Source organism: Roseibium sp. TrichSKD4 (assembly GCF_000148725.1).
Classification (GTDB): domain Bacteria; phylum Pseudomonadota; class Alphaproteobacteria; order Rhizobiales; family Stappiaceae; genus Roseibium.
The window spans coordinates 573,636-593,813 of sequence record NZ_GL476320.1 but is presented as its reverse complement, the minus strand read 5'-3'; the positions used below and the strand labels follow the sequence as shown (position 1 = coordinate 593,813).

Here is a 20,178-nt window from a genome sequence, read left to right as displayed (position 1 = left end):
CGACTATATCCGCTGACGTTTAACAAATTTCCGGCAACCTGTGGATGCAAATCGGCAACAAGGTGCTGAATTGACCGACTGGCGTCCGTTTCTCGCGCGTCCTGTCAGGAATATATGTGTCCCATAAGACACTGCAATGTGTTCACATCATGTCGGGAATTCGGCAGAAACCTTGGCGGCGCCAGCCGCAGACAGCGCAAACACCTCAGTCAAAAACGAAAAACGCCGCTGCGGGCCCCGCAGCGGCGTTTTGGTAATAAAGAAACCGTGATCGCTTAGAGGCGATACAGGATCTGATCGGTCCAGAACCGCTCAAGGCGCTTCAAAGACTTGTTCAGGTTCGCGAAATCTTCGCGGTTGATTTCACCAACTTGCTCAACAGACAGCATGTGACGCTCGTAAAGATCGTTCACGATCCGGGCAACCTCCTGGCCTTTGTCAGTCAGGCTGACACGAACGGACCGACGGTCCATGCGGGAGCGCTGGTGGTGAATATAGCCAGTTTCCACCAGCTTCTTCAGATTGTAGGAGACGTTTGAGCCCAGATAGTAACCGCGCGTCCGCAGTTCACCCGCTGTTAGCTCAGCATCGCCAATATTGAACAGAAGGAGCGCCTGTACGCTGTTCACGTCAGAGCGGCCCATCCGGTCAAATTCATCTTTGATGACATCAAGTAGTCGTCTGTGCAAACGCTCAACGAGCGTCAGAGCTTCGAGGTAGAGCGGTTTGATTTCCGCTTCCTCTTCGTTCTGTATCACAGCATCGACTGCCCTATTCGCGGTGATCATGTTTTGCGCCTCTTTTTATCCTGTCATTAGTGGTTGTTTTTTTCTTTCCACCATGACTGAAGATTACAGACTCGCTTCTAATATCCGCTTAAGAGACAAGATAAATCATCGGTTAAAATTTCAATCTACTTTGACCACCTGTCATCAAAGACTTGTTTACCTTGATCCCCTCAAGAAGTTCACGATCGCAGAGAAATCAGATCCTTGGCCGCCGCTTTTGCAGAAAAGGTCGTACAAAACTGACGCTTCGGCACCAAGCGGCGTCGCGGCTCCGGCGCTTCCAGCGGCCTCCTGAGCAAGCTTAAGGTCCTTTAACATCATTTCAGCCGCGAACCCCGGCTTGTAGTCATTATTGGCAGGGGAAGCTGGCACCGGACCTGGGACAGGACAGTAAGAAGTTAGTGACCAACATTGACCAGAGGCGGTTGAGGCGATGTCAAAAAGGTTTTGCGCATCGAGTCCCAAACGCTCGGCCAGAACGAATGCTTCCGACACGCCAATCATGGAAATGCCGAGGATCATGTTGTTACATATCTTCGCTGCCTGCCCGTTTCCGGCGCCACCTGCATGCACAATATTCTTGCCCATGATGTCCAGATAGGGCTGTGCCTTGGCAAATGCGTCTTGTGGACCGCCAACCATGAAGGTCAACGTGCCAGCAGTCGCGCCGCCCACACCACCGGAGACTGGCGCGTCGACCATCGGCATGCCCTTTTCAGCTGCAGCGGCTGCAACGACCCGTGCGCTGTCAACATCAATCGTGGAGCTATCGATCAGGACAGTGCCTTGATTGGCGTTTTCCAGAATGCCGCCCTCTTCCATGTAGATTTTGCGCACATGCGCGCCAGCAGGCAGCATGGAGACGATCACTTCCCCATGCTGTGCAAGCTCTACCACACTGCCAGCGCGCTTGCCGCCAGCCTGCTCCAATGCAGCCAGTGCGTCTTCTGCCAGATCAAAACCCAGAACATCGTGTCCGGCCTTGACCAGATTTGCTGCCATTGGGCCTCCCATGTTCCCAAGGCCGATAAATCCGATCCGCGTACTCATTACATTCCTCCGAAAGATAGTTGGCCGAAACGCAGGTGCGTCACGACGCGGGTGTCCGCGCGCGGTGTTCGCGCAAGGACATATAATAAAGAAGGGCGAAGATGCTGATTGTCAGGAGATAGAAGCTGATCTCATAAGGACGCCGTCCAAATATCTCCCAAAACACAGTGTGCATGACGATCTGGCAGAAGGCGCGGAAGATCCACATGACCGTTCCCCACGACACCGTCAGCCACAGACCGATGGCCGCCACCAAATCAAGAACGCCAAAAAAGACAGTGGCTGTCTGCCATGCCAGTGGCATGTCCCAGAACCAGACTTCGCGCCAAGGCACGTATCCGACAATTCGCGCCCAGTGAATGACCCCGCCCCCAATCAGCAAAAGCGCCATGGCCCGCAGGTACCAAACCAGCAAGGTGTTCCAGTGTAGCCGTGATCCGACAATGTCCTGGAGATTGGTCAGCATGGCAGCTCCAAAAGAAGAAGAGGTCAGGCGACCCTAGAACGTTAGATCGCCGCAATCCGGTTCTTCGAAATACGCTTCCAGCGCCTTCGTGTCCACTTCCTCCAAAGTCGCGGGCTGCCAATTTGGGCTTTGATCCCGGTCCAGGAGAACAGCGCGGACGCCTTCATAAAAGTCTTGCTGGCGCAGTACTTCGTTGACGATCCGAAATTCCAGTTTCATGCATTCGGTAAAATCAAGCTTCGCCCCGCGCTGCATTTGTTCAAAGGCGACGCGCACACTGGTTGGCGATCTGCTGCGGATGGTGGCAGCCGTCTTTGTGGCCCATTCGTCAGCCTCAACCTCCAGAGCCGACAGAATTTCGCCGACGGACCCAAGTCCGAAGATGCGATCTACTTGTTCAGCCCGCTCCATCAACGGGGCTGGACCCGTATCGGCCGAAAATGACGCCAGAAGCGCATCGACATCCTCGGCTGTTTCCAGAGCGCTCTCCAATTCCGATAGTTTTTCGCGCGAAACTGCATGGGTCAGAACACCGGTTGCCAGTGCATCTGCCTGCTTCAAACGCCCAGCGCTCAGAGCGCAATAAATTCCCGTGGATTTCGGCATGCGAGGCAAAAAATAGGTGCCGCCTACGTCCGGGAAGAAACCGATTCCCACTTCCGGCATGGAAAACATCATGTTCTCGGTGCCAACACGATGAGAGCCATGAACGGACACTCCAACACCGCCGCCCATGACTATGCCGTCAATCAATGCGATGTAGGGTTTGGGATAAGACTTGATCCGCTGGTTCAGTCGGTACTCATCCTGAAAGAAATCACTCAAGCCATCCGTTTTACCGGCTTGCTTGGCGTCATACAGGTTCCGGATATCGCCGCCAGCACAAAATGCCTTTTCCCCTGCCCCGCGAATAACCACATGGCGGACGTGATCGTCCGTTTCCCATGCAGCCAACTGCCGGGCCAAGGCGATGGCCATATCGTGGGTTAGTGCGTTAAGGGCTTTGGGCCGATTAAGCGTAATGAACCCGGCATGGCCGCGCACCTCGAACAGAATATCTTTGGTCACTGAAATGTCTCCAAAGGAAATAAAAGGCCCGCTACTCAACCTTTGAGAAGATGACGGGCAATGATGACGCGCATGATCTCGTTGGTGCCTTCAAGAATTTGATGCACCCGAACATCGCGTAGGAAACGTTCAATTGGGTAGTCTCGCAGATATCCATAGCCGCCGTGTAGCTGCAGGGCTTCGTTGACCACCTTGAACCCTGTATCGGTGGCAAGACGTTTCGCCATGGCAGCCAACTTGTTAGCATCAGCTGATTTTGCATCCACTTCGCCAGCCGCTTTCAAAAGCAGCAACCGGGCGGCTTCCAGTTCCGTTGCCATATCCGCAAGCCGGAACTGCAGCGCTTGAAACTCTGCCAAGGCCTTGCCGAATTGTTTGCGTTCTTTCAGATACTCGGTCGCCCGATCCAGACAAGTTTGAGCAGCACCCAAGGAACAGGCGCCGATGTTGATCCGTCCGCCATCGAGCCCCGCCATGGCAAATTTGAAACCTTCGCCTTCATTGCCAATGCGATTTGCTTTTGGAACGCGGCAATCTTGAAAGTTCACCTGCGCTGTTGGCTGGCTCTTCCAGCCCATCTTGATTTCCTGAGCGCCGAAGCTGAGGCCCGGCGCGTCTTTTTCGATGACCACACAGGAGATACCGCTTGGCCCCTCCCCGCCGGTACGCACCATGGTGACATAAAGATCAGATGCTCCACCGCCGGAGATAAAGGCCTTGGAACCGTTCAAAACATAATGATCGCCATCATCTACCGCCTTGGTCCGAAGGCTTGCCGCATCGGAGCCTGACCCCGGCTCGGTCAGGCAGTAGCTGCCGATCAATTCCATCGTACACATGCGTGGAAGATACTTCTGCCGAAGTTCTTCGCTGCCGAATGTGTCGATCATCCAGGCTGCCATGTTGTGAATGGAAATAAAGGCCGCTGTCGACGTGCAGCCCTTGGAGAGCTCTTCAAAGATTATGGCAGCGTCTGTGCGCGTAAGCGCAGAGCCGCCAACATCTTCGCGTACATAGATCCCGCCAAAGCCGAGGCTTGCCGCCTTTCGCAAGGTATCAACCGGGAAGACCGAGTTCTCGTCCCACTCGCGGGCATGAGGTTCCATCTCATCCCGGGCAAAGGCAGCTGCCATATCCTGAAATGCGCGCTGATCTTCGTTCAGTGCAAAATCCACGTCCGAACCTCCCAGTTTGCCCGGCGCAATCCGGACCATCTGCTTTGAACCAGTGTTGGGAATGGCTTATCTCGTTTTGACGCTTTGGTCAAACAAACAATATTTATTCATATATTACAGCATCTTTTACCCCTATTGGAGAGTGCCTATTCTCATGATAGTGTCTGCGCCCGAAATCACTTCTTCTGCCCTTTGGGCGCGCGCCTATCAGGACCTTTCCATGACGTCTTCATTCGATAAACCCAGCATTTCCGGCGACCAGATGGACACTCTGCTGGGTGGCAGACGCATGCGCCGGAACCGCCGGACGGATTGGTCCAGACGGTTGGTTCGGGAAAACACGCTCACCGTTGACGACCTTATCTGGCCAATCTTGCTCGTTGATGGCGAAGGTGTTCGCGAACCGGTGCCTTCCATGCCCGGCGTTTTCCGCTATTCCGTAGATATTGCGGTTGGCGAAGTGGAAAGCGCCGCAGCTCTTGGCATTCCTGCGGTCGCGCTGTTCCCGAACACCGACCCGGATCTCCGCGATGCGGTGGGAACAGAAGCGCTCAATGACCAAAATCTTGTCTGCCGGGCCTGCCGGGCGATCAAGGACAAGGGCCTGAATGTCGGGCTGATGACTGACGTGGCGCTAGACCCATACACAAGCCACGGCCATGACGGGGTGATGGAGGGCGAAACAATCCTCAATGACGAGACGGTTTCCCAGCTCTGCCATCAGGCCCTGCTTCAGGCCCAAGCTGGAGCCGACGTCATCGCCCCCTCTGACATGATGGACGGGCGAATCGGTGCTATCCGACAGGCTTTGGATGCAAACGGCTTTCGCGATGTTCAGATCATGGCCTATTCAGCGAAATATGCCTCCGGTTTTTACGGCCCCTTCCGTGATGCGGTGGGAACCAACGCGACTTTGATTGGCGACAAACGCACTTATCAGATGGACCCGGCCAATACGGACGAAGCCTTGCGCGAGACCGAGCTGGACCTTCAAGAAGGCGCGGACATGGTGATGGTGAAGCCGGGCCTTCCCTATCTCGATATCGTGCGCCGTTTGAAGGACGAATTTCAGGTTCCGACCTATGCCTATCAAGTGTCTGGCGAATTCGCGATGATAGAAGCTGCCAGTGCAAATGGTTGGCTGGATGGTGAGCGGGTGATGCTGGAAAGCCTGCTGGCCTTCAAGCGCGCCGGCGCCGATGGCATCTTGACATATTTTGCCCCACGCGTTGCAGAGCTGCTCGCCTCAAAATAACTCGCTGGCTTTATAAGAATGACAAACACCCCATCCCTGCCCGTAACGTCGGACGACATTCGGCAAGCAGAACGCCAAATTAAAGGTGCAGTGCTTAAAACACCGTGCCTCCCCGCCCCCCGACTTTCAAAGTTGACGGGAGCCGACATTTTCGTGAAATACGAAAACATGCAGGTGACCGGCTCGTTCAAGGAACGAGGGGCGCTGGTCAAACTGCTCAGTCTTTCCGAAGACGAGCGCAAACGCGGCGTGATCGCCATGTCCGCCGGCAATCACGCGCAAGGGGTTGCCTGTCATTCCGCCCGCCTTGGCATTCCGGCGACCATTGTCATGCCGGAAACAACACCGTTTGTGAAAGTCGCTGCCACGCGAGAATTTGGCGCGACAGTAATCCTGGCGGGGGACACGGTGGACGCTGCCCGAGCGGAAGCGGCGCGCATTGCCGATGAAAACCAACTTGTCTGGGTTCATCCATTTGATGATGTCCGCGTGATTGCCGGGCAAGGCACCATCGGCTTTGAAATTCTGGAAGAAGTCCCAGACCTTGATGTTCTGGTCGTCCCCATCGGCGGAGGCGGGCTGATCTCCGGCATGGCTATAGCTGCCAAGGCAATGAACCCGAAGATAGAAGTGATCGGGGTCGAAACCGAACTTTATCCGGCCATGTGGGGCAAGGTGAACGACAAACCGGTCATCTGTGCCGGGGCAACGATTGCTGAAGGCATCGCTGTGCGCAATGTCGGCACCTTGACCTCGGAGATCGTTCGCCAGGTTGTTGATGACATTATCTTGGTGAAAGAAAGCACGATTGAGCAGGCCATCAACGCGTACCTTCTCTATCAGCACACCATTGCGGAAGGCGCTGGCGCGGCAGGACTAGCTGCTGTTCTGACCGAGCCAGCTCGCTTCAAGGGTAAAAAAGTGGGCCTGGTCCTGTGCGGCGGTAATATCGACCCGCGTTTGATTTCCTCAGTCGTTGTTCGTGAACTTGCTCGTGGCGGGCGTCTGGTATCTGTGCGGATCGACACTCCGGATCGCCCCGGCGTTCTTGGCGAGATTTCAACAATTATAGGCGATGCCAAAGGCAACGTCGTCGAAGTCGCCCACCACCACCTCTTCCTCAATGTTCCGGCCAAGGGCGCAACACTTGATGTGACCTTCGAAGTGTTCGACCGGGCACATGGTCAGGAGATTGTCGATAAACTTCGCACCAGCGGCTACACCGTCCGCCATCAGGACCTCGGCCAAGCGATTGCGGAGCCGTAAGCGACATAAAGCCGACAAAAAAACACAGCGCAGATGCAAGAAATAGCCAATCGATGGCCATGTTGACCTACTAGGGTCAGCCGATGATGAGTTTTGTCTGTTCCATTTATGGCTTTTTGTTTTTCTGGTTTGCCACGCTCAGCATATTCCTGCCGTACTTTCTTTTTGTGCGGTTTTTGGGTGTGGCAGCCTTGGCCTTTGCTGGAATGCACCTGTTGCAACAGCCTTTCCACCCCGAAAATGACAGTGTTGAACGGGCTTTAGGGGTTGCTGCCGCCGTTTTTATTTTCTTTGCCTTTCAGCACTTATGGGCATCCGGCTGATAATCGTCGCTGTGCGTGGCGACCTTCTTGACGGGTTCAACCGCCATTCCGCGTCTGAGCCTATGCGGTTGTTTGACATCACTATTTCAGCCTTCGCCGGAACAGTGCTTGGGATATTCTTCACATTTATTCTGATGGTTCTACTTGGAGGGACAAACGGCGGAATCTGGCTTGACATTTTTATTGCCGCTGCCGTTACAGCGTCGGGCGTTGTTGCACATATCGTACTTAAGGGTCGGTCCAAGGCTTTTGTATTAGGGGCCTGCATAGCCGTCGCTATAATGTCCACCTTCGGTACTTTTCAAATGAGCAACATCCTCACCCACGCTGAGGTGCTGGCTGCCGGCAGAAAGTGGTGCCTCGCGACGGCGGATGACGTGACGATCACATCAGTTGATCAACTCGGTTATTTCAGCCTCAATAAAGGCGGACAACATTCACCCCACCTCACGCTCAACATCGAAGGGCTTGAACTCCATGAGGCCCTTAATTGGTCAATCCGTCGTCAAAAATTTGATCCAAGTTATTTTGCATTTAATCGCTGTGAACCATTGAAATATTTCGCAGAAAATATTCGATAACTCCGGCTGGCGGCTTGGCGAGTTTACATTTTCAATTTGCCATTTGAGCTAGGAATCCCCACATCAGGTGTCGTTAGAAACTGGAGATGATGATGACGACCGACTTTTCGACCGCTGACAGCAGACAGGATCAGTTTGATCCGCTGGTACGCCCGGAGCTTTTTTCCGGCGTGCGGTCTCGGCGTATCTTTGCGTTTTTCATCGACGTCATCAGCATCTTTATTCTGACAACCGTTGCAGCTGTGGTGATCTTCTTTTTAGGGATTTTCACCCTTGGCCTGGCATGGCTGCTCTATGCGATCATGGCTCCAGCTGTTGCGCTTCTTTATGTGGCGTTCACACTTGGCGGACCAAATGCTGCAACTCCGGGCATGCGTGCAATGGGCCTTGAAATGCGCCTCTGGTACGGGGCGAAACCGTATCCGCTGCTTGCAGCCGTTCACGTTCTGGCATTCTGGTTTTCTGTCAGCCTGTTGACGCCGCTGATCCTGCTCATTTCACTGTTCTCCGACCGTAAGCGCCTGCTGCATGACATTGTCCTTGGCACGGTCGTGATGAACTCTGATGCGAATCGTCTGCAGTATCAGCAAGCTATCTAAGCGATGCGCTGACTGAACCAATCGGTAGCAGAGGTTTGACACCCCAAATTTCCGCCGAAAGCGGAACTGATTTCTCCCCAAAGCCCGTTTACCGACAGAACGGGCTTTTTCTTATGGGGCTTACTGTTCTATCTTGCGCAGTTGCGACAGGGCGGCGCCTTGAAAACCGGGGGGTTGCTCGCTTATTTCAAAACGGGCGAGTGTATGCAGTCAATTGACATAGCCATGGCGCTGACCTTTCTGGTCCTTGCCACAACGGTGGTGCTTTACGCGTGGGAGCGTTTTTCAATCGAGACCATCGCATTGGGGTCGGTTGTTGCTTTTATTGTCATCTTCACGCTCTTTCCGGTGGTCACAAGCGACGGCCCGATAGAACCCGGCGACTTTCTGGTTGGTTTTTCAAACCCGGCGCTGATTACCGTGATTTGCCTTTTGATTATTGGACAAGGGCTGTTTCAAACAGATGCTCTAGAAGGTCCCGCAAAGGCAATCGTCCGCTGGACCCGGGGAAAGTCGGCAGTGGCCACAATCCCCATTCTCTTGACCGTCGGGGTTTTGAGCGCGTTTTTGAACAACACTCCGGTGGTGGTGATGTTCTTGCCGATCTTGAGCGCAGTCGCGGCCACTATGGGGCAGTCAGCATCACGGGTTTTGATGCCCCTCTCCTTCATTGCCATTTTGGGTGGCATGACCACCTTGATTGGTTCTTCGACGAACCTGTTGGTGGCAAATTACGCGGAACAAAGCTCCGGGCTCCAGTTTGACTTCTTCACCTTCACGCCGCTCGGATTGATTTTGGCCGGTGTGGGCTCCCTTTATGTCCTGTTCGTTTTGCCGAAGCTATTGAAGCCGCGCAAAACCATGGCGGAAGAGATGCAGGGGCAATCTGGCAAGCAGTTCATTGCACAGATCCATGTCGGCTATGGTCATCCATTGGTTGGAATTGAATCCGTTTCCGGCATGTTTCCGGCCCTGAAGGACATGACCGTTCGGCTCGTCCAGCGGAACGGCAAACCGATCTTGCCACCGTTTGAAAATGTCGCTTTACGTCCAGGGGATACCGTGATCGTCGCGGCGACGCGGGCTGCGCTCGCCAATGCCCTCGCCCGCCGCCAACCAATCATGGACCCGGAGGCTGGCCCTTCTTCTGAAGGTCAAGACACCCCAAATGTGGATGCCAACTCCATGACCCTCGCCGAGGTCGTCGTAGCACCGGCATCACGCCTGATGGGACGAACCCTGATGCAATCCGGTTTTCAAAGTGAAACCGATTGCGTGGTGATGGGCATCCAGCGCCGCAGCCGCATGCCGCGGATGGCCATGAACGACATTCGTCTTGAAGCCGGTGACGTTCTGTTGGTCGCTGGCGGCGAAAAGGATATTGCCCGCCTGCGCGGAAACCGGGATGTGCTTTTGCTGGACTGGTCTGCCGCCGAAGTCCCACGCCGTCGCCATGCACCCAAGGCGCTTGGCATTTTCGGTGCTGTTGTTCTGCTCGCAGCCACCGGCCTCGTGCCGATTGTTGCAACGGCTGTTGCGGGAACCTTTGCAATGATTGCGACAGGTTGCCTGAACACAAGACAGGCCCTGCGTGCGATTGACAGCAGGATCTTTATGCTGGTGGGGGCATCTCTCGCGGGGGCTGTGGCTCTTGAGGCAACGGGCGGTGCAAGCGCTGTCGCCTCCTCAATGGTTACGGCGCTAGACGGACAGCCGCCTGCGGTCATTCTGTCGGTCCTTTATCTGGTTGTGATGATCCTGACGAATTTCTTATCGAACAACGCCGCCGCTGTTCTCTTCACGCCCATCGCCATCAATATGGCAAACCAGCTTGGACAACCGCCCGAAGCTTTTGTCGTCTGCCTTATCTTTGCAGCCAACAGTTCCTTTGCAACGCCCATCGGCTATCAAACCAACTTGATTGTGATGGGCCCCGGACACTACAGGTTCTCTGACTTCATCCGGGCTGGCGTACCGCTGGCACTTATTTTGTGGTTGACCTTTACGCTGGTCGCGCCATGGTATTATGGACTGTGATAGAGTGACTTTAACGAGAACTGAGGGAATCGGGACAAGGCTTTGACACGCCATCATACGGACCACCCGCAATTCTATCTGACAGCCCCTTCGCCCTGCCCCTATTTGGAGGGCCGGCAAGAGCGAAAAGTCTTCACGCATCTAATCGGTCATCATGCCCCCGCTTTGAATGACGTTTTGACCCAAGGCGGATTTCGGCGCAGTCAGAACATTGCCTATCGCCCGGCCTGCGAGAACTGTCGTGCCTGCGTTTCCGTCCGCGTTCGCGTCGACGATTTCAAATGGACCAAGTCCTTCAAACGCCTCTGGAAGCAAAACACCCACATCGTTGGCGCACGGCTTCCGGCAAGCCCTTCCGCCGAACAGTATGATCTCTTTCGGGACTACTTACTCACCCGCCATGAAAGCGGAGGCATGACAGAAATGAGCCTGCTCGACTACGCCATGATGGTGGAAGACACGCATGTCGAGACGATGGTCATTGAGTATCGCAAGCGCGGCCCGGACACTTTCATGACCGGAATGGGAGAAGCCCCCCTCCTCGGCGTTGCCTTAAGCGATCAACTTTCCGATGGGCTGTCGATGGTCTACTCATTCTATGAACCGGGAACAGATGGGGCTGGCCTCGGTACCTACATGATCCTGGACCATATTGAGCGGGCGCGCCGAATGAACCTGCCCTATGTTTATCTCGGCTATTGGGTGGATGGATCGCCGAAGATGGCTTACAAGGCACGCTTTCGCCCACAACAGCATCTCGGACCGGACGGGTGGCGCGATGCTGAGTTGCCCACCACTCCCCAAAGCGAATAATCGTGCTCTATGGGCGGGGAATAAGCGTCCTGATGTCTGCGAATACCGACTTGAACATTTCCGCCGTCAGCCGACCGGTGTTCGTGTTGTAGCGTGAGCAATGATAACTGTCGAACAGCGTCAGATTCCGAACGCCCAGTTCATGGCGACCTCCATGGGAGAACGGAAACAGCGATTTTTTCAAACCAAACGTTGTCAAGAACGTATCGTGCGCAATTCGTCCAAGAGCCAAAATAGCCCGGATGGACGGATTTGCATCCAATGTCGCTAGGAGATAAGGACGACAGGCTTTGACCTCCGCACCAACTGGCTTGTTCTCTGGAGGCAAGCAGCGAACCGCATTGGTAATCATCGCCTGATGCAGGACCAAACTGTCGTCCGGACGCGCTTCATACACCCCCGATGCGAACCCGAATTCCAGCATGGTTTCATAAAGCAGGTCGCCGGCGTAATCGCCTGTAAAAGGACGACCGGTTCGATTTGCCCCGCGCAAGCCTGGAGCAAGGCCGACTATCAAAAGCCCAGGATCCGCGTCGCCAAAGGACGGCACGGGCGCATTAAACCAGTCCGGATGCTGTCCCTGCAGATCCCTGCGAAGATCAACCAGACGCGGGCAAAGCACACAATCTCTGGGCGGATCAGTCGGTACCGACGCGATGCCGCCCGGATTTGAACCGGGCACCATTTTATCAGTAATCGTCGTCGTCTTCGTATTCCGGCTCTGGTGCCGGGCGCATTGGGCGTTCAGACGGATCACGGCCGATCTTGTTGGCGAGGCTTGCCAAATCAATGAAATGGTCGGCCTGACGGCGAAGATCGTCTGCGATCATTGGTGGCTGTGTTTTCAATGTGGAAACAACACTCACCTTGCGCCCCCGCCGCTGGAGTGCCTCCACGAGCGAACGGAAATCGCCGTCGCCGGAAAACAGAACAATGTGATCGACATGTTCAACCTGCTGCATGGCATCGACAGCAAGCTCGATATCCATGTTGCCCTTCACCTTGCGGCGACCAGTGCTGTCCACGAACTCTTTGACCGGCTTTGTGATGACTTTGTAGCCATTGTAATCCAGCCAGTCGATCAGCGGACGAATTGAAGAGTATTCTTGATCTTCGATGAGCGCGGTATAGTAGTACGCGCGCAATAGATATGCTTGCCCCTGGAATTCCTTCAACAGCCGCTTGTAATCGATATCAAACCCGATTGCTTTGGCTGTCGAATAAAGGTTGGCGCCGTCAATGAACAAAGCAACCTTTTCTCTTGCATCAAACATCCTTATGGAGACCTTTCTCGTACTATATACAACTCTACGATAGTGGCGCTCAAAATGGATCAGCAAAAAATAAACAGCTGACAGGTTCCACCTATCGTTGTTGAATATAATATTGGGAGTGGATTAACCGACTCCTATTTTTGTTATTGTTTTTTCCCGCACGGCTCATGTTTTCATGGTTGTTACCGTGAGTCTTCGCTACACTATTTCTGACAAAAGACGCAACGACAAATGCAAACAATTAGATATGTGCTAAAGGATTTTCGGGGATTAAGATAACGTAGCCGTACTTTGGAACATGTTTATGTGAATATGACAGGGGTTGCTTCCCTAAATCACAGCTATTATAAGCTGGAAATTCGAGATTCCCAACCATAAACAATAATGGAGACGTGGTATGGCGCGCGTGACCGTCGAGGACTGCATCGACAAGGTCGAAAACCGCTTCGAGCTGGTTTTGCTTGCTGCACATCGCGCTCGCATGATCTCAAGCGGCTCCCCGCTCACAATTGAGCGTGATAACGACAAAAATCCGGTCGTGGCGCTGCGAGAAATCGCTGAGCAAACTGTCAGCCCGGAAGACATGAAAGAAGACCTGATCCATTCACTGCAAAAATATGTGGAAGTGGATGAGCCGGAAGAAGACGCAGTGCCGATGGTTCCTGCGCCGGGTCAACAAAATGTCACACAAGTCAACTCCGTTGATGACACTGCTGTCGAGTTCGACCGCATGTCCGAAGAGGATCTTCTGCGCGGACTGGAAGGCCTTGTCCCGCCGGACCGCAGCAACGACGACGTTTAATTCACCTCTTTCAGACGCCCGGCGCACGGAACACTCCGTTGCCGGGTGTTTTTGGTTCCGGACTACCGTCCCGGCCCGCCCTTGGAGTCGGTTTCGGCCATGATGCGCCAGTATGAGCTCGTAGAGCGAGTTACAAGATATAATCCGGAAGCTGACGAAGCCCTTCTCAACAAGGCCTATGTCTATGCCATGCAAAAGCATGGCTCCCAAATGCGCGCATCCGGTGACCCCTTTTTCTCTCACCCGCTCGAAGTTGCGGCAATCCTGACAGATCTGCGGTTGGATGATGCGACTATTGCAGTTGCTCTTCTTCATGACACCATCGAAGACACAGACGCGACGCGCGCTGAGATCGACACCCTCTTTGGACATGAAATCGGAAAGCTGGTTGATGGCCTGACGAAGATCAAACGCCTCGACTTGGTGTCCCGCAAAGCCAAGCAAGCCGAGAACTTCCGAAAGTTGCTACTCGCCATTGCTGATGATGTTCGGGTTCTTTTGGTCAAACTTGCCGATCGACTGCACAACATGCGCACGCTCGGCCACATGCCTGAGCACAAACGTGGCCGCATTGCCGAAGAAACCATGGAAATCTATGCGCCGCTGGCCGGTCGCATGGGAATGCATGACCTTAGGGAAGAGCTGGAAGACATCTCCTTCCGAACACTGAACTTCGAAGCCTACGAGGCCATCACCGAACGGCTTGATGAATTGCGTGCGCGCAACGAAGAACTGATTGCCAGCATCGAGACCACCTTGACCGAACGACTGGCTGAGCGTGGCATGGCTGCGATGGTACAAGCGCGCGAAAAGCGGCCCTATTCGATTTTCCGCAAGATGCAGCGCAAGTCGATCGGCTTTGAGCAGCTTTCAGATATTTATGGCTTCCGTGTTGTCGTCGGCACAGTAGAAGCCTGCTACCGGGTTCTCGGCGTTATTCACACGGCGTGGCCGACGGTTCCAGGCCGGTTCAAGGACTATATCTCCACGCCGAAGCAGAACGACTATCGGTCCATTCACACCACGATTGTTGGACCGTCCCGCCAACGTGTTGAACTGCAGATTCGGACCGCAGCGATGGATCGCGTTGCCGAGTTTGGCATTGCCGCTCACGCCCTTTACAAAGATGGTGAATTTGGTGGGCGAAATATTGCTACTCACACTGATGATTCTCGTGCATATGAGTGGCTGAGGCGCACGATTGACCTTCTTTCTCAAGGCGATACCCCGGAAGAATTTCTGGAACATACGAAGCTTGAACTGTTCCACGATCAGGTCTTCTGTTTCACCCCCAAAGGCCGTTTGATTGCCCTGCCCCGCGGTGCGACCCCCATCGACTTTGCCTATGCTGTTCATACGGATGTCGGCAATACATGTGTTGGCTGCAAGGTCAATGGCAAGATCGTGCCTTTGGTAACCGAACTGCGGAACGGCGATGAAGTCGAGATCGTTCGCTCAGCCGCCCAAACGCCGCCCCCGGCTTGGGAGAATATCGCCATTACTGGCAAGGCGCGCGCGGCCATCCGCAGAGCCACACGGGAATCGGTTCGCAAACAATACAGCGCCTTGGGCGATCACATTTTGCAGCGAGCATTCACCAGAGCAAACAAAAGCTATTCGGAGACGCTGCTGCAAGTCGCACTCGACGAGCATAAATTTTCGTCTCTCGACGAATTGTTCGCCGCCGTTGGACGCGGTGAAATCACTGCAAGCGAAGTGCTGAAGTTGGTTCACCCTGATTATCAAGATGAGCGCGCCGCTCATGTTCCGACAATGCCAGAAGAAGGCTGGTTTGGCCTAAAAAAGGCTACTGGTCTGAAGTTCCGTATTCCGGTCGATACGCTTACCAATGGCGAGCAAGGCGAAGACGACCAGACCCACAGGGCTCTACCCATTCGCGGTCTTTCCGGAGATGTCCCGGTGCGCTTTGCTCCCAACGGTGGTGCTGTGCCAGGTGACCGAATTGTCGGGATCTTGACGCCATCTGAGGGCTTGACCATTTATCCGATCCAGTCTCCTGCACTGAAGGAATATGATGATCAGGCTGACAGATGGGTCGATGTACGTTGGGACATTGATGTCGATGACCCGGAACGCTTTCCGGCGCGCCTTAATATTGCCGCTGTCAACGAGCCAGGATCATTGGCAACGATTGCTCAGGTAATCGGCGAAAACAACGGCAACATCGACAACGTGAAAATGACCCAGAAAGCGGAAGATTTCCACCAAATGGTAATCGATCTGGAAGTATGGGATTTGAAACATTTGAATCGTATCATAAATCAACTTCGATCGAAGCCGAATGTTTCTTCTGTAAGCCGCGTCAACGGGTGACCACGAACTGTCATATCAAAAGGATAATATCAGGATCATGAATCGCGATCAGGTGCTCGACATATTCCGCGAAGCAGGCGCATTTCTGGAGGGGCATTTTATTCTGACCTCCGGCCTTCGCAGCCCTGTCTTTCTGCAAAAAGCCCGCGTGTTCATGTATCCTGAAAAAACCGAACGTCTCTGCAAGGCTCTGGCGGATAAAGTGAAATCGTCCGATATTGGTGAGATTGACTACATAATATCCCCTGCCCTCGGCGGCCTTATTCCCGGCTATGAAACAGCACGGCATCTTGACGTTCCGGCCATGTGGGTAGAGCGAGAGGACGGTAAGCTTCGGCTTCGTCGGTTCGAGTTGCCCAAGGGCGCCAAGGTCATCATCGTGGAAGATATCGTAACGACGGGACTGTCCTGCCGCGAAACCGTTGAGGCTCTGACCGAACTCGGCGCTGAAGTGAGAGCGGTTGCCTGCCTGATCGACCGCTCTGGTGGGGAGGCAGATGCGGGTGTGCCTATTGTCGCACTTGCCGAATATAAGGTTCCGGCCTACGACCCTGATAACCTGCCACCGGAACTGGCAGCTATTCCAGCGGTCAAACCCGGCAGTCGTGGTCTGGCCTGAACCATGGCGAGTGTGAGCGTGATTGCCTGATGCTGTTCAAAAGAAAAAAAGCGCCAACACGGATTGAAAAGCTGCGGGTGGCCGTCTGGCCGCGCCACAGCTGGTCCCGTTCGACGCGATATCTCAGCAAACGGGTTCTGCGCCTGACGGCAACACCTCATGTCATTGCCATCGGGTTTGCAGCCGGCGCTTTTGCAAGTTTCACTCCCTTTATCGGGCTTCATTTTCTCATTTCGTTTGCCCTTGCCTATCTTCTGGGTGGAAATATCATTGCATCCGCCTTCGGCACGGCAATTGGCAATCCACTGACTTTTCCGCTGATATGGGCGTCGACTTACAAGATCGGAAACTGGATCCTGTCAGGTGGCTCTCACCATCCGCATCACGACAAGCTTGAGATTGAGCTTCACCACGGAATGTTCTCTCGGTCGCTCGATACAATTTTGCCGCTGATAAAGCCAATGCTGGTTGGAGCCGTCCCCCTTGGGTTGATCTCTGCAACAGTCAGCTATTTTATCGTATTGAAAGGTGTGGAAGTTTACCAGAGGCGGCGACGGAACGTGCTGGAACGCAAAAATCAGTTCCGTTCAGGAACCGTGGGTGAACAGACTCAAGACTGAGTTATTATCAGGTCGCCAGACTGAAGGAACTGCCTCATGATAATCGGCATCGGCAGCGATCTGATCGATATTCGACGCATCGAACAAACCTTGGAACGGTTTGGCGACCGCTTTACAAATCGGGTTTTCACCGAGATCGAGCAGGCAAAATCAGATCGGCGTAAACTGCGCGCGGCCTCATACGCAAAACGATTTGCAGCTAAGGAAGCCTGCTCCAAGGCTTTGGGAAGTGGTGTTCGCATGGGAGTTGCCTGGCGCGAGATGGGCGTGGTCAACCTGCCGAGCGGGCAACCAACCATCGCGTTAACCGGCGGAGCGCAATCCCGATTGAAAGCTCTGGTTCCAGAAGGGTTCACCCCGCGTATTGATCTCACCATTACCGACGATTTTCCACTTGCTCAGGCTTTCGTGGTGATATCCGCCTGGCCCGAAGACTGGCCGCAGGCTATCCCTTCTCCGGCACAAGATTGAAACTATCCACACAAGCTGGCCGCTGAATAGCCGCAAACCTGCGTCAATAAAGGGCAATAACGTTGCTAGTCGTTTCTCAAGCGGCTATGAGTTTTGCTATGTCGAACGACACTTCTGTTCTTCGACACGGGGATACCAAGGGACAAAATGAGCGTGAGCGACGAAAAAGCAGAAAAAGACGGCGGGCTCTACGAGACTATCAAGGTCATTGTGCAAGCGCTGGCTCTCGCACTGATTGTTCGCACACTCTTGTTCCAGCCGTTCAACATTCCCTCCGGGTCCATGAAGGATACCCTGCTGATCGGCGATTATCTGTTCGTTTCCAAGTTCAGCTACGGCTATTCACGCTATTCGTTCCCTTATGGCCTGGCGCCGATTGAAGGCCGCCTCTTCGCCAGTGAACCGACACGCGGAGATATTGCTGTCTTCAAACTCCCGCGGGACAATTCAACGGATTACATCAAGCGGGTGATTGGCCTGCCGGGCGATCGGATCCAGATGATTGATGGGGTCGTTCATATCAACGACGAACCCGTTCAACGCGAGCAGATCGACGACTATATTGAACAAACCCCATTTGGTGGTGTACAGCGCGTGGCGCGGTATCGCGAAACCCTGCCAAATGGCGTTTCTTACCAAACGCTCGACCTTACAGAGCGTGGGCAATGGGACAACACCCGGGTTTATGAAGTGCCGGAAGGCCACTACTTCATGATGGGCGACAACCGCGACAATTCAATCGACAGCCGCGTTTTGCCAGCTGTCGGATTTGTCCCTTTTGAGAACTTTGTAGGCCGGGCCGAAATTCTGTTCTTCTCTGTTGAAGAGGGACAATCTGCCTGGATGTTCTGGAAGTGGCCGTGGACGGTTCGTTGGGACCGGTTGTTCAACACACTTTAGAGGGCAAACCTCTTTTCAAGGCGTCCGGCTTTCGGGCCAGATGGAGCAATGATGGCATCAAAAACAGCCGACAAGGCGCTGAGACAACTGTCTGAGCGCCTTCACTATACGTTCAAGGACGAAAAACTTATCCGCAAGGCCCTCACCCACGCCAGTGCGCTGGAACCGGGTGAAGGAGACGATCAAAGCTATCAACGCCTCGAGTTTCTTGGTGACCGTGTACTTGGGCTGGTTGTCGCGACCATGTTGCACAAGAATTTTCCCAAGGCCGACGAAGGTGAGCTCGCGCGCCGGTTCAATCACATGGTCAAGCGGGAGACCTGTGCGGAAATTGCTCAAGAACTCAATCTGGGCGATGCCATGCGCATTGGCCACAGTGAAGCTCAGACCGGTGGCCGCAAAAAAACAGCACTCCTTGCCGATATCTGTGAGGCTGTGATTGCGGCAATTTATCTGGATGGCGGGTTTGACGCAGCCACAGCATTTATCCAGCGCTTTTGGAAAAAGCGGATGCTGAGTTGGACCGGCCCGTTGCGCGATGCCAAAACAACCTTGCAGGAGTGGGCGCAGTCCAAGAGTTTGCCCACTCCGTTTTATGAAGTCATTTCCCGTGACGGCCCGGATCATGCCCCGATTTTCGTTGTGGCAGTTGCCGTCAAGGGACTGGAAAATGGAGAAGGCAAAGGCGGATCCAAGCGCCTTGCCGAACAGAACGCAGCTGAAGCCGTTTTGCGGCGTGAAGGCGTGTGGAACGGATAAGAAACTTGAACGACGACGACCAAGCCCCTGCTGCGCCGCTCGCCCCCGAGCCGAAAGCCACTCGTGCTGGCTTTGTGGCCCTGATTGGCGCGCCCAACGCAGGCAAATCCACCTTGTTGAACCAGTTGGTGGGGACGAAAGTTTCAATCGTCACACACAAGGTTCAGACAACGCGTGCCATCGTGCGCGGGATTGCCATGCATGAAGCCTCGCAGCTGATCTTCGTGGACACACCCGGAATCTTTAAACCGAAACGGCGACTGGACCGAGCCATGGTCGATACGGCCTGGAGTGGAGCGAGAGATGCTGACCTGACAGCCCTCCTGATCGATGCCCGAAAAGGCATTGATGAAGAGGTCGAGGACATCATGTCCCGCTTGTCCGATCTGCCCGGGGATAAGGTATTGATCCTGAACAAGATTGATGTCACCCAACGCGATCAACTGCTTCAACTGGCTCAAAAGGCACACGAAATCCTGCCGTTCAAGGAAACCTTCATGGTGTCCGCGTTGAATGGCGACGGCGTGGCCTCCATACTGGATCATTTTGCCAAAGCGGTTCCCGAAGGCCCTTGGCTCTATCCTGAAGACCAGCCTTCCGATTTGCCCATGCGATTGCTGGCCGCCGAAATCACGCGTGAAAAGCTGTTTGAGCGTCTACATCAAGAACTGCCCTATATTTCGACCGTTGAAACGGAGCAATGGCAGAACAAGAAGGATGGTTCAGTTCGGATTGAGCAAACCATCTATGTGGAGCGCGATAGCCAGAAGAGCATTGTGCTTGGGAAACGTGGCCAGACCATCAAGGCCATCTCACAGTCAGCCCGCGAAGAACTTGCAGACATTGTCGAAGCCCCCGTACACTTGTTCCTGTTCGTCAAAGTTCGGGAGAACTGGGCCAATGACCCGGAACGTTACCGGGAGATGGGGCTTGAGTTCCCAACCTGACGGCTTTGACTGGGCCAACGGGCGGAGAGCA

At 54.2% G+C, this 20,178-nt stretch carries 22 protein-coding genes; 15 read left to right on the top strand and 7 right to left on the bottom strand.

Annotated features, from left to right (window positions below):
- Positions 1-275 precede the first annotated feature (275 nt).
- The 5 genes from ldtR to TRICHSKD4_RS23570 all read right to left on the bottom strand — a co-directional run bounded on the left by ldtR (position 276) and on the right by TRICHSKD4_RS23570 (position 4,547).
- The gene (gene ldtR, locus TRICHSKD4_RS23590; RefSeq protein ID WP_009759746.1) at positions 276-788 is read right to left on the bottom strand and encodes a transcriptional regulator LdtR; all 513 of its coding nucleotides are present in this window, start codon (positions 786-788) and stop codon (positions 276-278) included.
- A 156-nt stretch (positions 789-944) separates the two neighbouring features.
- Entirely contained in the window at positions 945-1,838 is an 894-nt protein-coding gene (gene mmsB / locus TRICHSKD4_RS23585; RefSeq protein WP_009759745.1) for a 3-hydroxyisobutyrate dehydrogenase, read from the bottom strand.
- 40 nt (positions 1,839-1,878) lie between these two features.
- Positions 1,879-2,304, bottom strand: a complete 426-nt coding sequence (locus tag TRICHSKD4_RS23580; protein ID WP_009759744.1) for a DUF6163 family protein — start codon at positions 2,302-2,304, stop codon at positions 1,879-1,881.
- A gap of 33 nt (positions 2,305-2,337) precedes the next feature.
- Entirely contained in the window at positions 2,338-3,372 is a 1,035-nt protein-coding gene (locus TRICHSKD4_RS23575; RefSeq protein ID WP_009759743.1) for an enoyl-CoA hydratase/isomerase family protein, read from the bottom strand.
- A gap of 35 nt (positions 3,373-3,407) precedes the next feature.
- Positions 3,408-4,547, bottom strand: a complete 1,140-nt coding sequence (locus TRICHSKD4_RS23570; RefSeq protein ID WP_009759742.1) for an acyl-CoA dehydrogenase family protein — start codon at positions 4,545-4,547, stop codon at positions 3,408-3,410.
- Positions 4,548-4,809: 262 nt separating this feature from the next.
- Here TRICHSKD4_RS23570 and hemB point away from each other — a divergent pair, with 262 nt between their 5' ends.
- From hemB to TRICHSKD4_RS23535, 7 genes are all read left to right on the top strand, one after another.
- The gene (gene hemB / locus TRICHSKD4_RS23565; RefSeq protein WP_139052293.1) at positions 4,810-5,802 is read left to right on the top strand and encodes a porphobilinogen synthase; all 993 of its coding nucleotides are present in this window, start codon (positions 4,810-4,812) and stop codon (positions 5,800-5,802) included.
- 18 nt (positions 5,803-5,820) lie between these two features.
- Positions 5,821-7,068 carry a threonine ammonia-lyase gene (locus TRICHSKD4_RS23560; RefSeq protein ID WP_009469504.1) on the top strand — a complete coding sequence of 416 codons (1,248 nt, stop codon included), beginning with the start codon at positions 5,821-5,823 and terminating at the stop codon, positions 7,066-7,068.
- 83 nt (positions 7,069-7,151) lie between these two features.
- Positions 7,152-7,391: a hypothetical protein gene (locus tag TRICHSKD4_RS23555; RefSeq protein ID WP_040617372.1), complete on the top strand. Its 240-nt coding sequence runs from the start codon at positions 7,152-7,154 to the stop codon at positions 7,389-7,391.
- Positions 7,392-7,459: 68 nt separating this feature from the next.
- The gene (locus TRICHSKD4_RS23550) at positions 7,460-7,972 is read left to right on the top strand and encodes a hypothetical protein (RefSeq protein ID WP_139052265.1); all 513 of its coding nucleotides are present in this window, start codon (positions 7,460-7,462) and stop codon (positions 7,970-7,972) included.
- 92 nt (positions 7,973-8,064) lie between these two features.
- Complete coding sequence (locus TRICHSKD4_RS23545; RefSeq protein WP_009469501.1) at positions 8,065-8,571, top strand: RDD family protein; 507 nt, start codon at positions 8,065-8,067, stop codon at positions 8,569-8,571.
- 204 nt (positions 8,572-8,775) lie between these two features.
- Positions 8,776-10,608, top strand: coding sequence for an SLC13 family permease (locus TRICHSKD4_RS23540; protein WP_040617371.1), 1,833 nt, complete (start codon positions 8,776-8,778; stop codon positions 10,606-10,608).
- Positions 10,609-10,650: 42 nt separating this feature from the next.
- Positions 10,651-11,421: an arginyltransferase gene (locus tag TRICHSKD4_RS23535; protein ID WP_009469499.1), complete on the top strand. Its 771-nt coding sequence runs from the start codon at positions 10,651-10,653 to the stop codon at positions 11,419-11,421.
- A 7-nt stretch (positions 11,422-11,428) separates the two neighbouring features.
- Here TRICHSKD4_RS23535 and TRICHSKD4_RS23530 read toward each other — a convergent pair whose 3' ends face one another.
- Both TRICHSKD4_RS23530 and TRICHSKD4_RS23525 read right to left on the bottom strand, forming a co-directional pair.
- Complete coding sequence (locus tag TRICHSKD4_RS23530; protein ID WP_050763523.1) at positions 11,429-12,106, bottom strand: uracil-DNA glycosylase; 678 nt, start codon at positions 12,104-12,106, stop codon at positions 11,429-11,431.
- Between the two features lie 4 nt (positions 12,107-12,110).
- Positions 12,111-12,695, bottom strand: a complete 585-nt coding sequence (locus TRICHSKD4_RS23525; protein WP_009469497.1) for an NYN domain-containing protein — start codon at positions 12,693-12,695, stop codon at positions 12,111-12,113.
- Between the two features lie 397 nt (positions 12,696-13,092).
- Here TRICHSKD4_RS23525 and rpoZ point away from each other — a divergent pair, with 397 nt between their 5' ends.
- The 8 genes from rpoZ to era all read left to right on the top strand — a co-directional run bounded on the left by rpoZ (position 13,093) and on the right by era (position 20,147).
- Entirely contained in the window at positions 13,093-13,497 is a 405-nt protein-coding gene (rpoZ, locus tag TRICHSKD4_RS23520; protein WP_009469496.1) for a DNA-directed RNA polymerase subunit omega, read from the top strand.
- Positions 13,498-13,596: 99 nt separating this feature from the next.
- A complete protein-coding gene (locus TRICHSKD4_RS23515; protein ID WP_040617517.1) occupies positions 13,597-15,831 on the top strand; it encodes a bifunctional (p)ppGpp synthetase/guanosine-3',5'-bis(diphosphate) 3'-pyrophosphohydrolase in 2,235 nt (744 codons plus the stop codon).
- 37 nt (positions 15,832-15,868) lie between these two features.
- On the top strand, positions 15,869-16,450 hold the full coding sequence (gene pyrE / locus TRICHSKD4_RS23510; protein WP_009469494.1) for an orotate phosphoribosyltransferase: 582 nt from the start codon (positions 15,869-15,871) through the stop codon (positions 16,448-16,450).
- 29 nt (positions 16,451-16,479) lie between these two features.
- Positions 16,480-17,070 carry a DUF2062 domain-containing protein gene (locus TRICHSKD4_RS23505; protein ID WP_009469493.1) on the top strand — a complete coding sequence of 197 codons (591 nt, stop codon included), beginning with the start codon at positions 16,480-16,482 and terminating at the stop codon, positions 17,068-17,070.
- 36 nt (positions 17,071-17,106) lie between these two features.
- Positions 17,107-17,541, top strand: coding sequence for a holo-ACP synthase (gene acpS, locus TRICHSKD4_RS23500; protein ID WP_009469492.1), 435 nt, complete (start codon positions 17,107-17,109; stop codon positions 17,539-17,541).
- Positions 17,542-17,688: 147 nt separating this feature from the next.
- Positions 17,689-18,441: a signal peptidase I gene (lepB, locus tag TRICHSKD4_RS23495; protein ID WP_009469491.1), complete on the top strand. Its 753-nt coding sequence runs from the start codon at positions 17,689-17,691 to the stop codon at positions 18,439-18,441.
- A gap of 51 nt (positions 18,442-18,492) precedes the next feature.
- Positions 18,493-19,200 (top strand): ribonuclease III, encoded by a 708-nt coding sequence (gene rnc, locus TRICHSKD4_RS23490; RefSeq protein WP_009469490.1) that lies wholly within the window; start codon positions 18,493-18,495, stop codon positions 19,198-19,200.
- 5 nt (positions 19,201-19,205) lie between these two features.
- Entirely contained in the window at positions 19,206-20,147 is a 942-nt protein-coding gene (era, locus tag TRICHSKD4_RS23485) for a GTPase Era (RefSeq protein WP_009469489.1), read from the top strand.
- The last annotated feature ends 31 nt before the right edge of the window (positions 20,148-20,178 follow it).

What these genes read in the sequence shown, in the direction of transcription:
- lepB (WP_009469491.1), top strand. Translation starts at nt 17,689, where the DNA reads ATGAGCGTGAGCGACGAAAAAGCAGAAAAAGACGGCGGGCTCTACGAG.
- TRICHSKD4_RS23560 (WP_009469504.1), top strand. Translation starts at nt 5,821, where the DNA reads ATGACAAACACCCCATCCCTGCCCGTAACGTCGGACGACATTCGGCAA.
- TRICHSKD4_RS23530 (WP_050763523.1), bottom strand. Translation starts at nt 12,106, where the DNA reads ATGGTGCCCGGTTCAAATCCGGGCGGCATCGCGTCGGTACCGACTGAT.
- TRICHSKD4_RS23525 (WP_009469497.1), bottom strand. Translation starts at nt 12,695, where the DNA reads ATGTTTGATGCAAGAGAAAAGGTTGCTTTGTTCATTGACGGCGCCAAC.
- pyrE (WP_009469494.1), top strand. Translation starts at nt 15,869, where the DNA reads ATGAATCGCGATCAGGTGCTCGACATATTCCGCGAAGCAGGCGCATTT.
- TRICHSKD4_RS23545 (WP_009469501.1), top strand. Translation starts at nt 8,065, where the DNA reads ATGACGACCGACTTTTCGACCGCTGACAGCAGACAGGATCAGTTTGAT.
- TRICHSKD4_RS23540 (WP_040617371.1), top strand. Translation starts at nt 8,776, where the DNA reads ATGCAGTCAATTGACATAGCCATGGCGCTGACCTTTCTGGTCCTTGCC.
- TRICHSKD4_RS23555 (WP_040617372.1), top strand. Translation starts at nt 7,152, where the DNA reads ATGATGAGTTTTGTCTGTTCCATTTATGGCTTTTTGTTTTTCTGGTTT.
- rnc (WP_009469490.1), top strand. Translation starts at nt 18,493, where the DNA reads ATGGCATCAAAAACAGCCGACAAGGCGCTGAGACAACTGTCTGAGCGC.
- mmsB (WP_009759745.1), bottom strand. Translation starts at nt 1,838, where the DNA reads ATGAGTACGCGGATCGGATTTATCGGCCTTGGGAACATGGGAGGCCCA.
- TRICHSKD4_RS23580 (WP_009759744.1), bottom strand. Translation starts at nt 2,304, where the DNA reads ATGCTGACCAATCTCCAGGACATTGTCGGATCACGGCTACACTGGAAC.
- acpS (WP_009469492.1), top strand. Translation starts at nt 17,107, where the DNA reads ATGATAATCGGCATCGGCAGCGATCTGATCGATATTCGACGCATCGAA.
- TRICHSKD4_RS23515 (WP_040617517.1), top strand. Translation starts at nt 13,597, where the DNA reads ATGATGCGCCAGTATGAGCTCGTAGAGCGAGTTACAAGATATAATCCG.
- rpoZ (WP_009469496.1), top strand. Translation starts at nt 13,093, where the DNA reads ATGGCGCGCGTGACCGTCGAGGACTGCATCGACAAGGTCGAAAACCGC.
- ldtR (WP_009759746.1), bottom strand. Translation starts at nt 788, where the DNA reads ATGATCACCGCGAATAGGGCAGTCGATGCTGTGATACAGAACGAAGAG.
- hemB (WP_139052293.1), top strand. Translation starts at nt 4,810, where the DNA reads ATGGACACTCTGCTGGGTGGCAGACGCATGCGCCGGAACCGCCGGACG.
- TRICHSKD4_RS23505 (WP_009469493.1), top strand. Translation starts at nt 16,480, where the DNA reads ATGCTGTTCAAAAGAAAAAAAGCGCCAACACGGATTGAAAAGCTGCGG.